At 34.5% G+C, this 16,205-nt stretch carries 18 protein-coding genes; all 18 read right to left on the bottom strand.

The window, feature by feature from the left end:
- Nucleotides 1–12: 12 nt before the first annotated feature.
- Nucleotides 13–1,230 (bottom strand): thioredoxin family protein, encoded by a 1,218-nt coding sequence (locus B9Y84_RS17640; RefSeq protein WP_085518713.1) that lies wholly within the window; start codon nt 1,228–1,230, stop codon nt 13–15.
- Nucleotides 1,227–2,243, bottom strand: a complete 1,017-nt coding sequence (locus B9Y84_RS17635) for a response regulator transcription factor (RefSeq protein WP_085518712.1) — start codon at nt 2,241–2,243, stop codon at nt 1,227–1,229. Before B9Y84_RS17635 ends, B9Y84_RS17640 begins: the two co-directional genes overlap by 4 nt.
- Nucleotides 2,236–3,099 carry a hypothetical protein gene (locus B9Y84_RS17630; protein WP_139828084.1) on the bottom strand — a complete coding sequence of 288 codons (864 nt, stop codon included), beginning with the start codon at nt 3,097–3,099 and terminating at the stop codon, nt 2,236–2,238. The genes B9Y84_RS17635 and B9Y84_RS17630 overlap by 8 nt, the downstream gene beginning before the upstream one ends.
- Before the next feature lie 322 nt (nt 3,100–3,421).
- A complete protein-coding gene (locus B9Y84_RS17625) occupies nt 3,422–3,796 on the bottom strand; it encodes a Rossmann-fold NAD(P)-binding domain-containing protein (RefSeq protein WP_139828083.1) in 375 nt (124 codons plus the stop codon).
- A 21-nt stretch (nt 3,797–3,817) separates the two neighbouring features.
- Nucleotides 3,818–4,366, bottom strand: a complete 549-nt coding sequence (locus tag B9Y84_RS17620; RefSeq protein ID WP_085518709.1) for an NAD-dependent epimerase/dehydratase family protein — start codon at nt 4,364–4,366, stop codon at nt 3,818–3,820.
- Between the two features lie 12 nt (nt 4,367–4,378).
- Nucleotides 4,379–5,005 (bottom strand): hypothetical protein, encoded by a 627-nt coding sequence (locus B9Y84_RS17615; RefSeq protein WP_085518708.1) that lies wholly within the window; start codon nt 5,003–5,005, stop codon nt 4,379–4,381.
- Between the two features lie 20 nt (nt 5,006–5,025).
- Complete coding sequence (locus B9Y84_RS17610) at nt 5,026–5,691, bottom strand: hypothetical protein (RefSeq protein WP_085518707.1); 666 nt, start codon at nt 5,689–5,691, stop codon at nt 5,026–5,028.
- Between the two features lie 21 nt (nt 5,692–5,712).
- Complete coding sequence (locus B9Y84_RS17605) at nt 5,713–6,408, bottom strand: hypothetical protein (RefSeq protein WP_085518706.1); 696 nt, start codon at nt 6,406–6,408, stop codon at nt 5,713–5,715.
- Nucleotides 6,409–6,447: 39 nt separating this feature from the next.
- Entirely contained in the window at nt 6,448–7,143 is a 696-nt protein-coding gene (locus B9Y84_RS17600) for a hypothetical protein (protein ID WP_085518705.1), read from the bottom strand.
- Between the two features lie 103 nt (nt 7,144–7,246).
- Complete coding sequence (locus tag B9Y84_RS17595; RefSeq protein ID WP_085518704.1) at nt 7,247–7,825, bottom strand: Crp/Fnr family transcriptional regulator; 579 nt, start codon at nt 7,823–7,825, stop codon at nt 7,247–7,249.
- A 171-nt stretch (nt 7,826–7,996) separates the two neighbouring features.
- Nucleotides 7,997–9,091, bottom strand: a complete 1,095-nt coding sequence (locus B9Y84_RS17590) for an alpha/beta hydrolase family protein (protein WP_085518703.1) — start codon at nt 9,089–9,091, stop codon at nt 7,997–7,999.
- Between the two features lie 243 nt (nt 9,092–9,334).
- Complete coding sequence (locus tag B9Y84_RS17585) at nt 9,335–9,775, bottom strand: hypothetical protein (RefSeq protein ID WP_139828082.1); 441 nt, start codon at nt 9,773–9,775, stop codon at nt 9,335–9,337.
- A gap of 354 nt (nt 9,776–10,129) precedes the next feature.
- A complete protein-coding gene (locus B9Y84_RS17580; RefSeq protein ID WP_085518701.1) occupies nt 10,130–11,326 on the bottom strand; it encodes a HEPN/Toprim-associated domain-containing protein in 1,197 nt (398 codons plus the stop codon).
- A gap of 182 nt (nt 11,327–11,508) precedes the next feature.
- A complete protein-coding gene (locus B9Y84_RS17575; protein ID WP_085518700.1) occupies nt 11,509–12,492 on the bottom strand; it encodes a hypothetical protein in 984 nt (327 codons plus the stop codon).
- 123 nt (nt 12,493–12,615) lie between these two features.
- A complete protein-coding gene (locus B9Y84_RS17570; protein ID WP_085518699.1) occupies nt 12,616–13,428 on the bottom strand; it encodes a LytTR family DNA-binding domain-containing protein in 813 nt (270 codons plus the stop codon).
- Between the two features lie 236 nt (nt 13,429–13,664).
- Complete coding sequence (locus B9Y84_RS17565) at nt 13,665–14,381, bottom strand: hypothetical protein (RefSeq protein ID WP_085518698.1); 717 nt, start codon at nt 14,379–14,381, stop codon at nt 13,665–13,667.
- An 8-nt stretch (nt 14,382–14,389) separates the two neighbouring features.
- Nucleotides 14,390–14,878, bottom strand: a complete 489-nt coding sequence (locus tag B9Y84_RS17560; RefSeq protein WP_085518697.1) for a DUF4365 domain-containing protein — start codon at nt 14,876–14,878, stop codon at nt 14,390–14,392.
- Nucleotides 14,879–15,133: 255 nt separating this feature from the next.
- A complete protein-coding gene (locus B9Y84_RS17555) occupies nt 15,134–16,204 on the bottom strand; it encodes a DUF2806 domain-containing protein (RefSeq protein WP_085518696.1) in 1,071 nt (356 codons plus the stop codon).
- Nucleotide 16,205 lies beyond the last annotated feature (1 nt).

Below are 16,205 nucleotides of genomic sequence, written 5' to 3'. Positions count from 1 at the left end.
TGTTCAATGGGTTTATAGCTTTTTAAGCAGTTTTTCCATGCTTTTGGCACTCACTTTTTCTTCCTCAGCTGTTTTTAGTCCAAGGCGAATCACCTCTCCGGTTTTTTTTAAATCACCAGATTTATATAAAAGATAGGCATAAGTATCTAAGTATAAATATTCAGGTTTTCTTTCTGTTAGTTCTTTCATCCACGCAACTGCTTTACTTATCACTTCTTTATCGTCACAGTTCTTATAGACGCCCCAGCAAAAATGATTGAGTTCCCCTTCACTAAGGTCTCCCCTATTTTTGCGTTCCTCGTAAAGGGTAAACACCTCATCCCATTTATTTTGCGCTTTCAATAAGTCTATTTCAAACCTGGGCAATATGTCATCCACCCAATCCTGACTAAGAGCTTGTTTGGCGAACGCTACTGCCTCATTGTATTTTTCCTGGCTATTTTCAGCAATGGCTTTACTGAATTTTCCTGATGTGATAAAGAAAAGTAATAATTCTACGTCTTGCTTTCCATAAAGGTCGAAATATCTTTCTTTGTCTTTCACTATGATATCCCCAACATTTGCTGGAGCAAATTGACCAAAATAAAACAAGGGTGTAAAATCCTCCTCTTTAAAAAAATCGGTTTTGCTATTCAAAAATTCCACAATGGAGGATGTTTGGGGTTTTGTATTGGTTCTATTCACATAATCTATATAGAATTGCGGGTACCTCGTTTCTTCAATCGTGTTTGAGTATCCTTTTAGGTACTTATTCCCCTTATCCAAAGTGATGGCTTCATTGGTAAAGTCCATTACGCTCTGGCTTAAAGTTTGGAAGTCATCTCCCAGAAACCCATATTTTCTATTTACCACATAGCCATCCTGGTTTAAAACGATGGCAGTAGGATAACTACTCACATGGTGTTTCTTGGCTAGATGAAAGATGGTATCATTTTCTGCGTCATATTTTAACAATACGAAATCTTTACTCAGGATTTGTGTAATAGAGTCCTTTTGGAATACAAATTTATCCAACTGCTTACAAGGAGCGCACCAGGTGGTATAGAAATCAATAAATAACAATTTACCTTCTTCGGATGCTATTTCTTTAGCTTTCATATAATCCTGATCAACAACTATCAGGTTTTGCTCACCTGTTGTTGCATTAATATTCACTATCGATGCTTTATTGGTATCGTTATTACAAGAGAAAAGTAACAATGCTATGGTAGCTATAAGTATGATTTTCATAATGATTTAGTTTTAAAATTGATCGCATCTTTTCGCGATTTTAATTGCAGTTTAGCGTAAATACTGCTTACGTGGGACTTAACAGTAGTCAATTCAATATTACATTCTGCAGAGATTTCTTTATTGCTTAATCCATTTCTTATTAAGTCGAATATTTTTCGTTCCTGAATACTTAATTGTTCTACTTTTTGACTTTTCTTCTTAAAATACAATAAAACACTGATTGCAAGCAGACCTATAAAACTCACTACAAAGACAAAATACTTTGTATTGTTTACAGTGAATAAAGGATGATTCTCTGCAGGAAATTTTTGTTGAAAAGAGCTAAAGTAGGAACTGTTTTCGTTTTTCCATTTTAGTAGAAACGACTGGTAATATTTCGGATTTTCCAGGTAATCTGACTGAAAATCCGTTTGATAGATCGCATACAAGGAAACGAGGGGATTATTACAAGTATCAGCCACTACTTTCAGCTTTTCCGAAACCACCTCTCTTATAAATTCCTTTTCTATTAAAGAATTGTCGTAGTCAATGATATTGGGGTAGTTTGCTAATTTTTTAATGTAGTCAAATGTACTCATATAGCTGGCTCCCTCAATTCTCGTATTCGAAAATATTGGTATGTCTTCTGTATTAAATATCTCTATTTCAGAATCTCGTTTTGCCACTAAGAATATAAAATTTTCGTTGCTGCTACCAATGACCAAAGAGTTTGGCGTAATACCTTTTTTAACAACGTGCAGACGTAATAAAGACCATTTAGTTGGTGTCTTGTTTAAGTCAATTTTGAAATTACCGAGACTGTCAATAATTGCGCTTGTAATTATTAAATCATTGGAAACAGCATATTCTTTCTCGAATGTTGTAATATATGACACATATATTTTTCTTTCCCAAGAATCATCTAATATCAATTTGCCAGATATTTGACCAGCATTTTGAGAAAATGCTTTATTTTGACTACAAAATATTAGCAATAAAACGACTAAAGTGCTTTTTATTATTTTACTCATCCATTGTTGATTTTACATATTGAGCGACAGACATAGCCACAGTACCTTCCGATTTTTTGGATGTGATTTTTATTTGCCATTCCCCAACTTCAGCACCTGAAATTGTTTTATCTAATGCCCCCGAGGTTTTTTTTAAAAACTCACTATCTGCACTTGAAGTAGATTTTGACTTATGCTCTAATGACAGTTCTCCTTCTTTTGTTCCTTCCGGATTGTAGATTTCAATCAAAGTAGTACCTGAACTTATATGAGCTCTGATACCAATTCGCAAAGTCGTTTTGTAGGTAACCTCAAAAGGTATTGATTTAATGTTATTTCTATTACTAAGGGATACATTCTCTATTAGAATGTTCTCTGCATTATTTCTCCATTCTTGAGATTTCTTTCTTTGCGCTTCAGCCATTTCTCTCTTAATTGCATCTTTTGCCCTCTGTGCAGCATCCTTCTCTCTTTGTATAGCATCTTTCTCTCTCTGGATGGCGTGTTTCTCCCTTTGTATGGCATCTTTCTCCCTTTGTATGGCGTCTTTTGCTCTCTGTTTGGCATCTTTCTCCCTTTGAATTGCTGCCAATCTGTGTTGTTCTTTCACTCGTTCAATAAACTCCTGTTTGTCTTTTTCATAAGTGATCATACTTTCTTTAAATTCCTCATCTGTCAATCCTTTAGACTTTAATTGTTTTATATAAGCCGCTTTGTGAATTCTCCAACTTTCTTCTGGTGAAAGATAATCGTAGGAATTACCGTACGATTGTGGTGGATAGGTATTGATGACTTCTAACGAATTTTTTTGCACTTGGCAGAACATAAAGCTGCTGCATACAAGTAAAAAGAATAATAAAAATGCGATCTTTTTCATATTGATAAAATTAATGTTAATATTTATTTGAGAACAAATTTAATGTGAGAATTCAAAGGTTTGGGTGTTATTAGGGTAGGAAAAAGGTGTGAGTGAAGTATGAAATGTCGAATACTACCGATTATTATAATATTTGTTCGGTCTTATTTAGTAGTATGATTTTTTTTCGCATTGCCGCTAACGCTCTGGCTATGCTTAGTGTGGGATTAGAATGCATTTAATTTTCCGCCTACCAATATGTTTTTTAAAACCCATTTACTTTCAATTTAGCACCAAAACCCACATTAAGTATAGGTGATGTTACCTGCTGCCTCTTCTTTTTTTAATTTTGATATTCATCTTTAAATGATTGAATCATTTTTGAAATGCCAACTTCATAAGGTGTTACTTCAAAATTCGGAAAATGAGTCATAAATTTACGACTATCCATCACATAATCTGTTTCAAACTGATAAAGCATTTCCTCTACTTCAGCAATTGGCTTGATAAATAAACCCAATAATTTTCTCACAAATGTTGGCACAAACTTTAAATCAAAATTAGTACCTAATGAGGCATTCATCAATTCATTAATTTCAGTTGGACTAATGGGTCTGCCGACTGGCAAATGCCATACTTTCCCATAAGTTGTTGAGTCGCTCGCCAATGCTACCAATGCTTTTGCATTGTCGCCCACAAATGCGTAGGAATGCGACACCCCTTTTTTACTTAAAAATTGTCAAGATTTTCCTTTCAATAAGTTTTCTAAAAAAGAAGGATAAAACATACTATTTTTAGCATATTCGCCATAAAAGTCAGCAGAACGTCCAATAACGCCTTGAATTCTCTTGTTAGCTATGGCAGTGAGCAATATATCTGCTGTTTGTTTCCTTGCCTTACCTTTTGCAGTACTTGGATTTTGAGGTTGGTTTTCGGAAAATGGGACGGGAAAAGGGCGTTCATACATATAAACGTTATCCAAAAATATTAAAATAGCATTAGTTTTTTCGCAAGCGTTGATAACATTTTGCATGACCAGTGGCCAATCTCTTTGCCAAATTTTTGTTTCATAGGGTAAACCAACACATAAGTAGACGTATGCAGAGCCATTAATGGCTTGTATTGTATCATCGGCTATTAATAGATCTGCTACAATACATTCTAACTTTTTAATTCGCGGGTTCCGTTCTACTGCCCTTATTTGGTAGTCTTTAGTTTGCAATTCTTTTATTACAGCACGCCCTATTGCACCTGATGCCCCTAAAACCGTATGGATTTGATCTGTCATCTTGATGTGTTTTTAAAATGATAAAATGATATTTCCACCAATTTGTCCACTCCCAAAACTCACTTCACCGATTCTATCAACTGTTCCACTTCGATTAGCATTTTCATACTGAACTTCTATACTCAAAGCATTCTTCTTAAATGGAAAGGTGTAACCCATTCCAGCCATTAAAGAAGTACCAATAGCATATTGATGCTGGTATTCGTTGGTCGATTCATTAAGTCGTTTGGCTGTAAATTGCCCAAAACCAAAACTTCCATTTACATACAGACCTTTGTTGAACTCTTGGCTTAAAACAAAATACTTAGCAGCTAAGGAAAGATTGTAATAATTAAAAACATACGAGCTGTTATTTGTGCCATCGGTTGGTGAACCAAAAGTGCCTTGTATTCGGGAACCTATACCCAAACCTTTCCATTTTTCTGGCGAAACATAAAAAGCCATCATCAGGTTGTTACCAATGGCTGGTTCAAAAGTGCCTCCAAGTGCAGTTTCTAATGAAGCTTTGCCTGAAGAATTTATAAAAGCTTGACCAGCACCTAAGCCAACTTCGCCAAAAATGCGTGTTTTGTTCGATTGACTAAAGGCAAAATTTGATATAAAAATTAGTAGTGCGATTGCAATTAAATTATTTTTCATTTTTGGTGATGTTGAAAGATTTAGAAAATTATACCTACGTTTAAACTTACATGGTGTGTTATGAATTTGACCGTATTTGGATTGCCTGTGATTTTGGCATTTTTGCTTGAGTACTCGTAATCCAAATCAATATTAAATGCGGCATTGCTATTTTTAAATGGAATAGCATACCCAAAACCACCCAAATAGGTGAAGCCATTTGCATTTTGAAACTCGTAAGTATCCGTATTGCCAAACTTCATTCGTTCGTTGGCAGGACCATAACCAACACTTGCTTTAAATGCAAAACCTTCATTAAATCGTTTGGTAAGGAAATAATCTTTGATGCCTATTCCTACATTATAGTAGTTATATGAGTAGGTTTCATTATCTCCACCTTTATTAGGTCGGGCAAGCATACCCTTTAAGCCTGTGCCAATACCCAGGCCTAAAAATGCTTTCGGTGCCCAATAATAAAAAGTAGAAAAGGAGTAGCCGTCATTTCTGCCAAAACCTCTGTTATCATTAATGGTTTCTATTTCACCTAGATAACCTCTGAAAAAGGTGTTTCCATAACCCACATTAACAGCACCATAAATAGGCAATTTCTTTTTTGAGGGTTGTTCGTTTGCACTTATTTGAGCATTTACAAATTGCGCAAAAAAGCATGATATACTCACTGCAAGAGTTAGGATTAAGTACTTCATAATTCTAATGTTTTTAAATTGTTATTGTCTTCGTTTTGAACCAAAATTTACGAATACTGAAGCCCTCAACTTATTATTATAGAAATCACCTGAAGGATCTGCGTAGGTAGTCCAGCCTTGTACGGTCGTATAATGCATACCTACACCCCATTGTAGTCCTTCTATTTTAGTGGGTACAAAAGCTCGAACGCCAAACTCAAACATCCCTGCAAAAGCAGCATCATTTCCTTCAAAAAGCTCATTCTCCCATTCGCTAACTCTCCTATTATCAGGCGTCTTTCTGTCATCACCAGCCAAGTAAAAACCAGCACCTATTGACCCAATGTTTATAGGGAAGTCAATTTCTATTTTTGATTTTCGAAGTGTGAATGATGGTGCAATCATTAAACCGAAAGCTCCGTGATCTGCCCGTAAATCAATTGAAGATTGGCCTTTGTAGCTTACACCTTCAGGTAAAGGTGTATTGATTGTATATGAATTGATAGGACCACTTCTACCGTAATTGTAATAACCAATTTTAAGGTGATCTTTAAATAGTTTTACTCCCATTGAGAAGCCAACAGTGTGGCCAGTGTGGTCTTTCAGAAACATCGTACTGTATTCAGGTGTAATAAACCAACCAATTTTTCTTTTTTGAGAGGTAGTTTCTAATGTACTCTGTGCATTTACGTTTATTCCAACTAGTAGAAAAGCAAATAATATGATTAAATTTTTCATAGTTTTTCAGTTTTTAAAATTGATTTTAATTTCTCTCGTTTAGTAAAGTGGGTCTAAGCGAAGTGCTGAGGTATTTTGATTTCCCTTCAATGAAAACCGGAGACCAGTTTGTAAGCCCCATATGAATTTTTGTGAGTCACCTGATGCACCCGCTGCTGGTCCTGCGTTTGCCCTAAGCATAAAAGTTAATTTTTCGGATAATTGATAACCCACTCCGGCAAAAAGATTGGTAACATTATTTTCATAAATAAACTCAGGGTCGATTTCAAATAGATTAGGGAGTGTTACACCAGATTGAACATTGAGCTTTTCAGTTAAAGCCAGACTCACCTGCAATCCTAGTTCAGCATTTAAGCCAAAAGAAGTATTGGCTTGTAATTTGTTTTCGTCAGCAAAAGATTGATCTACACTTTGAAAGCGCACTCCAACCCTTGTATAGTAATCAAGTCGAAGTTTTTTAAACTCATAGAGTCTTACAGAAAACGGAATGCTAATAGAGGTGCTTACGCCTTCATCGATAACCTTAGCTCCAATAAAGCGGTAGTTTACCAAACCACTTTGGAGTTCAATTCCTGCCCGGAATTTTTCGGAGAATGCTTTTCTTACTGCTATACTCAGTAAACCATTGTCTTGGTTAGACAAACCGACACCAACATCCAAATGGGTTTGTGCGCTTGCAAGTTGTGCGAAAAGGCAGGATATACTCACTGCAAGAGTTAGGATTAAGTTTTTCATTTCTTGTAACGTTTAAAATTGTTTATTTACGTTACAAAATTCTATCAAAATGAATAGCTAAACGTTCACCCAAGTTAAGAAATGAAAAACAGTGAAAATATTTTCATTTATTTTCAAAAATACGCTTTCTAATACGACTCAACGAAGGTGCTTTGATTCCTAAATAGGAAGCAATGTAATGCTGAGGTATACATTCAATAACTTTTGGTCTATCTTTTATTAAATTCAGGTACCGTTCTTCGGGTGTTTGTTTGGTAAGTATCTCGTTATATTGTCGTATGCCCAAAAAAGCTTTTTCAGCTACTAATCTTCCAAATTTTTCAAATTTTGGTATTTCCACAAATAATTTGTCCAATTCTGCCTTGGAAAGCATAAGTATTTCTGTTTTTTCTAAAGCTTCAATATTTTGGGTAGAAGGTTTGCCTGATAAATAACTACCGTAGTCAGCATACCAACCGTTCTCAAAAAAAAATTGCCCTGTTATCTCCTCACCTTCCACATTGTAGAAGTATCGCAAACAGCCACTATTGATGAAATAGGAATGGTTACAAACTTGTCCTTGCCTTAAAAGAAGTTCTTTACGCTTCAAATTTTTTATTTGCAGTTTACTTGTAAAATAGTCAAATTCTACTTTATCAAGTTGGATTAAACTGCTCAGCACCTTTTTTATTTGTTCATACATTGCTCTCTACTTGGGATGTCGATTTAGGTTGCAGGTAACGTTAAGAATATAGGGCGTTGGGCACTTCAAGGCTCCAAACTTCCAAATCCTTACAAACTTTCTTAAATGTAATCATTTTCAACTTTAGCACTATCTGCCCAATGACCTATATTTAGTGTTAGCAAAACTACTTTACTCTTTAGTCTGTAGCTTTATCCAAGCTTCAATTTCCTCTAATGCAAGCGGTGAGAAAGTCTGTTCGATGGTTGAATACTCATCTGGCAACCCCGTGTCAGCTTCTTGAAATAAATGGTTCAGTTTCGGCATTTTTTTGATCGTCACCATATCGTTTCCTCCTTTATCTAAGGCCAATTTTATGGCATCTAAGTTTTCTTCTCCTGGAATTTGCAGATCTTTTGCTCCATTTATTGCCAAAACGGGACAGTCAACCTGCTCCAAAGCGACACTTGGATCATACTGGAGAAAATTTTGAAACCATGCAGCCGTAAATATCTGAAGAATTTTATTTACGTCCTCAACTTTCACTTCTTCAGGTAAACTCTCTGGTTGAGCTTTAAAAGATGCTGAAAGGTCAGATCTGGTCTCATCTAAATCACTGGATTCAATAACAGCACTAAAAATGCTTTCATAAAAGGCTAATTCGACTTGTGTTTTATCATCGCTAATTCCTTTGGCTTTATTAAGGGTTTCTGTCTGTAGTAAAATCAGCTCATATCCAGGGATGGCTGGGGCAGCCATCATCACGATAAAACTTATATCCTTTCTTCGGGAAGCAACTAATGGAGCTATCAATCCACCTCCACTATGACCAATCAGACCAATTTTCTTTGAATTGACGTCTTTTCTAGACTTCAAGTAGGCAACTGCGCTTTCTACATCACTTGCTATTTCAGCGTAAGCAGCGATTTCATATTCTCCTTCTGACTGCCCAACACCTCTGTCATCATACCTCAAAACACCAATTCCGTTTGAGGTTAGGTAGTCAGCGATTACTAAAAATGGTTTATGTCCTGCTACTTCTTGATTTCTATTATGCGCGCTGCTCCCAGATATTAAAACCACTATTGGAAAATCAGTTTGGCCATTAGGTAGAGTTAATGTACCAGATAATGTAATATTTGCTTCTTTATTTTGAAACATTATATCCTCTGAAAAATAAGGGTATGGCTCTGTTGGTTCTTGAGGTCTTGGTCCAATTTTAATATCCTGAGCGGTTAAAGGATAAAGCGTAATCACTAGGAATAATAAGATTATTAGATGCTTCATATTATTTTTGGTAATGTTACATTGGTTAGGGTGGATTCAATTTTTGCTAACGCAACTGTATAAATTCGTGGCTGATTAAAAGTATAAAAATTTCAGTTAACTACCGAGGCAATCCGCAGGATTGGCTTATTAAATTAATTTTCATCAATAAGGCAATCCTGCGGATTGGCGGGCTTTCTGCAACGAACTGAAAGAACAATAACCTACTAACAGCCATGATTTATGACAGAATGTTGGCGATCGTCATTTTATTCGCACGTAACGAATTGTTGCATTTTTCGGATCTTTTCCTTCTTCTGAAAGTCCAATAGTATCCTTATCTATAAATTCGACTTTAAACTCATTAGAAGATGACAGTCCGTATAAGGCAAAAAGTTCTCTTGCAATCTTTTTTTCAGTCAAGCGAAACTGATAATTGGATCTTCTACTTATTTCGCTGACCCATACGTCATTATTTACGGAGAATAACTGGATATATTTATTGTCATTTAACTTGCTCACTCTTCCAATTAATAGTTCGTCCTCTTTTGTGATTTCAATTTCCATTCCCTCAAACATTCCACGACCTTGTAATGACCATGTACCAATAAATTGTTCCATTGGGACTTCTGAAAGTCCTGCAGTATCGCATGAGGACATAAACAATGAAACTGAAATAATTATATAGGTAAATATATTCTTCATTTTTCTGGTCATTTTGCTAAAACTGTAATTTAAGTGTCTTAATTTAAAAAGTATAATGCCTAGTCGTTAACTTCCTCGTCTTTTCTCTTTTCGATGTTTTAGAATAATAGTTAAAAGCTAAGTTCAGTAAGCATGATGAAATTCGCAATTGCTACTACTGCAAACTTGCCAACCTCAATAATTTCATGAAGTCCCAGACTCAGCACCACGGATGATCGCCAACGCCACTGTATAAATTTGTGGCAGATTAAAAGTACTAAAATTTAAGTTTACTACCGAGGTAATCTACAAAGACCTAAAGTATCAATAACCTACTAAAAGCCATAATTTATACAGAATGTTGTGGTGTCGTTCTTATTGCCATGTATTGTTCATTAGCTCAATTATCGAAATTAGTTCTTTCCAATTATCAGCCACTGTTTCAACTGAGTGAAATTCCTTTACCTTTTTTCTAAATCTTTTTTGAATATGTTCTTTCTGTAAAACAACACCTTGATATTTATCTATGGTTTCCATGTATCCTGTCCACTGTATTGGAATGAATTTCTCATCTTCGATTAAGCAGTCTCTACCTAAATACATTTCAATACTACCTGCTAATCCATTAATATCCATGTTTTGAATTCCTGTTGGACCAATAGTTGGATATTCTTTTGCTAAATCTATATTAGGATATTGTAGTACTCTAATGTTATCTGGAAGTTGTACTTTTTTTAAGTTATTAATTTCTTTTTTTGCTGCAGAGTCATTATCAAATATTGCAATGATTCGATTTTTTATTCCTGATCCAACAAATGATTTAATCGAATGAACCAACCTTGAAGCATTAGCCTCATATCTAGAAGTTTCAAAATCCATAAAATGGTAATAACCTTCTAATTGTGGGAAAAACTTGTTAAGACCAGCTTTCAAAAATTCAGTATCCGTTTTACCCTCCGTTAATACTATTATCTTCTCAGTTTGAACTGATTTACTTGGGCAATCTACCGTCCAACCGCTTTCAATAATATCTGTTAAATTGTATTCAACCTTTGCTTCAGGTTCAACAACATGCAAAATTGACCATAAACTTAAAGCAATATTTTGATCTTCAATTACGAGTTCATATTCTTGAAGGTAATCTTTAAAGCTTTTGTAAGAGTTGAGATCAAAAGATGAAGTTTTTAGTTTTGAGGTGATTATTTCCTTGATGTTTTCTAAATAGCTCTCATAAGTTATTTCTTCAGATAATAGAAAATCATAAATTTCATCCTCCTTTAATGATTCAATAACATTTTCAAAATTAGCTTTAGCTTTCTCATATGAAGCTCCAAATAATTCTAATCGCTCTTTACAAATTTTTGCAGTTGAGCAAAAGGCTTTTACTTCTTCAAGCTCATATTCATGTTTATAACTATCTCCCCATGTCAGTTGATTTCTTTCTGATAAAGACCGTTCGAATACGTGAAAGTCAGAACTTAAGAATATAAGGTTCACTACTTCTTGGTAGTAACTCTTACTGGTAGTAAATACCGGATAATTAGAAATGTAAAATTCAGAAATTGCTCCCATTTCGTTTTAATTAATGCTCGCTAAGGCAGGTTTCTAATGCACCACAACGTTAAGAATATAGAGCGTTGGGCATTTCGAGGCTACAAACTACCGATTGCCTACATATTTTCTTAAATGTAATCATTTTCGATTTTACTACTATCTGCCCAATGACCTATATTTAGTGTTGGGCATAGTTTATATCAATTGTTTATTCCAAAGATATTATTTTCTGTATCTACCAAAATTACTTTATTCAAAAACATTTGATTGCCTGTCAGCCCCATCATTAACCAGCTAGGAAAGATACTGTATTGCTCCATAGCATTGGAGGAATATACGTAAGGTTTTTCTTCTGTCAGTTCTCCTATCTTGATAGATGTATTTAATTTTCTTCTATAAAAATTAAAAGATTTCCCCCAGCTGGTTACACAGCATAGAGTATCTATTGGTTCTGCGTTTTTCAAACCTATTAGTTTCTGATTATCAACTACTAATGGAAACATGCTTGACCCAGTATCATACGATAGTTGAACCTTGTTCTCATTTACAACCGCAGGAATTAATATAGGAAAACGGTCTATGCTTGCTCCGGCAACTTCAGTAAATGAAAAACCTAAATTATTTATGTCTTTATTTGTAATAGTCAGCCGATTGTTTTTAAAATCAAGTATCAGCTTTCTCCCAACAATAGCGTCAAAACCAATCGTACCAATTATAATGAATGAAGAATCTATTTCATCACTGCCAAGGTCATCAAGTGCGAGTATTTTTTCCGCATCAAAACTAAGTTTACCAATTACTAAGTTCGGTGATTCTAACCAAGAGCTACCAGACTGACTCTTTACAGGTTCAAAAGAAGGGTATTTTTGCTTCAATGTATTTAAGGTCTTTCCATACAATAAACTTTGAGACGTTCCTGTGTCAAATTGCATGTAAAAAGAATCGTCAATTCCATTTAACTTCACCTTTACGAAAAATGCACCTATATTGGTTTTAAGAGGCCCATATGAGTCCTCAACCCATCTAATATCTGTATAGCTTATAGTATCAGGTTCACTAAAACTATGAAATGTATTGATCGTACCTCGAGTTCTCCAATAGTAATTAAAGACCTGCCAGCCTGTAAATAAAAGGGTGACAATGAAGACGCCTACAATTGCTAAAATTTTGAGTTTTTTATTCATTTCTTTAATTTGATTTCAATAATATTCTGGCAAAGAACGGGAACAGATTCTTTATGAAAAAAACTTTGTGACAGGTTTGAAGCATTTGGGATAACTTTGAACCTTACTGTAGAAGCAAGAATTTTAAGAATGATCTTGAAGATACTTTTTTATCGCTGAAAAGTATTTTGGTGATACTGGAACCTCTTCCTCAATTTTTTTTATGGTAATGTGGCCTTTACGAGTATTGCCGTATATTTGGGTAATTTGTGAAGGATTAACTAAGTACGACCTATGGACTTGTTCTGCAAATGGAATTTTATTTTTTAGATTAGCAAATTTTGATCTGATCATTTTCTTTTTCAGCAATTCATTCTTTATATAGTAAATGTCTACATAGTTAGCTTGTGCTTTCGCCATAATAAAATCCCTTTCAAGGAATTCTATTACTTCATTCTGGTTATTCCCTGCAATTAAAATCGATTTTGTATTTTTATCAAGAAAGAATGGAAGAGTAATTTTACTAAACCTAAATCGGAGATACACCCAGAAAGGAAAAAAAATAGGAATAAAGGGTAAGCCAAAATCCTTCACCCAGTAAAAAACTTGGCTTGATTCTATAGTGTGGTTATTGACCACTGTCACATTGTAGATGTAGGAGGTGATTGAAATTAACAAAAAGCCTAAAATTAATATAAATAGCTCTTGATAAACATGCCATTTTCCATCGGTGCGCTTAAACCAAAGCTCTTCTAAAACATGAATAAGCAATATTGGAAGGACGATACAAATTCCATAGCCGATCATCTTTATGTTTTTGTAGGCTATTTCATTTCCGTATATATCAAATGGTTGGAGAAAAATTAAAACGACTACAACCATTGTTGCCAATATAAAGCCTACTAAAAACGTGTGATACCATTTGGAAGTGTACGAAATTAATCTACTAAAATACATGGAGATAACAGATTTTATCACTGAATCAATTTACTAAATGTTTCACTTTATGGTATCTATGAGTTTCATTTTATTTCTTGGATGTATCTGTATTATGCCCAACGGCTCGAATATGCGTAGTGCGGGATTTCAAGACACTTCAGCATCAAACCGCTACATTGTTTATTAATTGCTTTAAAGTTCAAATTTACCAAATCGCCCCGCATTACGTATATTTATTGTTGTGTGGCGTTATTTTATAGCCAGCAATCCTTTTTAAAATTCCCGAGCTTAGTTAAATAATCGTATAATGGACCTGCTAGGTTTTCAAACTTATCAGCGTAATCATTAGTTCCCTTTTCTCGGTCATATTGGTGAATTGCTGTAATAAACATACAGGAAGATAAGTCATGTAACATCTGAACCGTTTCTGAATTCAAAAATGTAATATGCTTTTGAAGTATCTCTATGTTATGTTTGTCATAATGAAAATTGTACTCAAAATAAGTATACCAATCTTTAACTTCAACAAGCTGAGAGCCTGCAAAATATCTTGGCGGTCTTGCTGTTAACTTCATTCCTTTTAGAATTTCCTTTAAGTCTTCAATTGATTTAGGAAATTCCTGTTTTTTGTCCTGCACTTGTGATTGAGATATTATATCCTTGAATATTATTCCTTTCATCATTTCAATTTGCTCTAACCTCATATTCACAAGTTGTTTGATTTTTCTCTTATCAGACTTCTCTTTTAGATGGACTATGAAGTAATAAAAAATGCAAGATGCAAATACTGCAAGAGCTGTATAATATGTTATTTCTCCCAACTCAAAAGCGAAAGGAAAAGCTTCCTCGATATTTATTAATATTGTCCTATATACAACACTAAAAATCAAAGAAACAGCAAATAATATTCGGACAATATTACGTTGCCAAAACTGAATTATTTTGTTTTGAGGTTTTTCGTGATTTACCATGTTTTGTATTATCGTCTTCTATTTCTAACTGCATTTAATTTCAAATCTGTAATCTCCCTAACATAATTTACTATAACATTCCAATCCAGTGTTGAAATTGTATTAGTTTTGGGGATTCTTATCGTAAAGTTTTCTTGGTCTGGATTTTCGGGAGGTTGAACTTCACTTAGCAACTTGTAATAAGCTTCATTTTCTTCTTGTACATATTTAACTAAAAGTACAACTTCAAGTCTATCCCATAGATAATTATACGTCTGTTGTCTTAAAATCAGTGTTTCAAATTCAGGATTTACATTAGCTGTATGTGAGGCTTTTAATTGGATAATCAATCCTAGACCTCTCATTTCTCCATTTTCTGATATTTCAATTAGCATATCTTGCCCATAGTCGTACTCAACATCTTGGGAAGTCCATTCTTGAGGAAGATATCTCCTTAAAAAGTTTCGAGACCTATTCTCTAACACATGGTTTTCATTTCTCTGAGGATAATTAGGCATGTAAATATTTTTTATTAGTTATATTAAATCTTGAACTCAGGCACGGTCTTTTTAATGCCACACAACGCCACTGTATAAATTCGTGGCTGATTAAAAGTATAAAAATTTGAGTTAACTACCGAGGCAATCCGCAGTTGGGTTATTAAATTAATTTTTCACTAATAAGTCAATCCTGTGGATTGACGGGCTATCTACAAAGAGCCATAGTTTCGTTACGCACTGAACAGCCATGATTTATACAGGATGTTATGGGCTTTATTCTAATTTAAATTTATCCTTGATCCATGTAGAATACTTCTCCACATATACAGGATTTGAGGATTTATGAAGTACTTGACTTAACTCTAATCCGACAGATGTAAAATTTAAAACCTTTATTCTCACAGTCTCTCTAGGAGTCAGTGCGGTTGGTTTAAAGCTTAGTTTGGTTGTTCCAATCACATGAGGCATGGAGAACATTAGAGGGGGCAAAGTTCTGTATGAGGTAAAGTCATGTTTGACAAGCCCTGCATCTTGAAGCTGTGTGAGTACATCGTATGAAAGTCCTAAAGTTTGAAGTCCATTGCTAGCGGGATTACCAAATGGCTCACTTATTACACAAGTCATCGAATTTCCAAGTTGGGGTAATTCAAAGCTGACATTGCAGAATTTCATAAATTGCTGAGCAGTTCGCTGATCGAGTGTGGATAAGGTCTGAATAGTTTTAGCACCAAATGATCCAGGTTTTCTTATCTCTCCTGCAAGAATTTTAGATAAGAATAATTGAACGTCTTTACTAGATTTAGTCTCAGCAATTCTTGAAAACATTTCAAGCCAATCTTCATCAATTTCTTCCTTAGAATCTTCTTTTGGAGGATCATTTTTTAAATCTTCAGTAGCTTGTTCCATAATAGATTCTCTATTAATCTGTTCTCTTAAGAGTTTTGCACCGAAAAAATTAACTGACCGATTTACCAATTCTCTATCAACTCCAAATTCTTTAGAAGCAGATTTTGCTGCCTCTGATGTTACTAAACTTAAGCCATCAGCTTCGCTTTTTATTTTTTGAACTTTAGCTTCTAAATAAGCAACTGGAACATCTACTAACCCTGTTATTAGCCTTCCAAGTGATTTCCATAGGCTTTTCTTTATGGCTGGTGGTAACGGAATTCCGTCTATATATGATAGAATATCTTCTGCTTCTACAGAGGATAGTTCTGAATTCTGTGGTTCCTTACTAGATTCTTCTTGGCTCATATCTCCTCTAATTTTATTGCCCATAACGTTTAATGTATGAATCGTAGCTTTGTCTGTGCGTTTGCCTTGCGTGGCTATGATTTCATACATA

Origin of the sequence: Marivirga sericea (assembly GCF_900177665.1) — a bacterium.
Taxonomy (GTDB): Bacteria; Bacteroidota; Bacteroidia; order Cytophagales; family Cyclobacteriaceae; genus Marivirga; species Marivirga sericea.
Note: the sequence above shows the minus strand (reverse complement) of the source record. Positions and strands in the feature narration are given on the sequence as shown.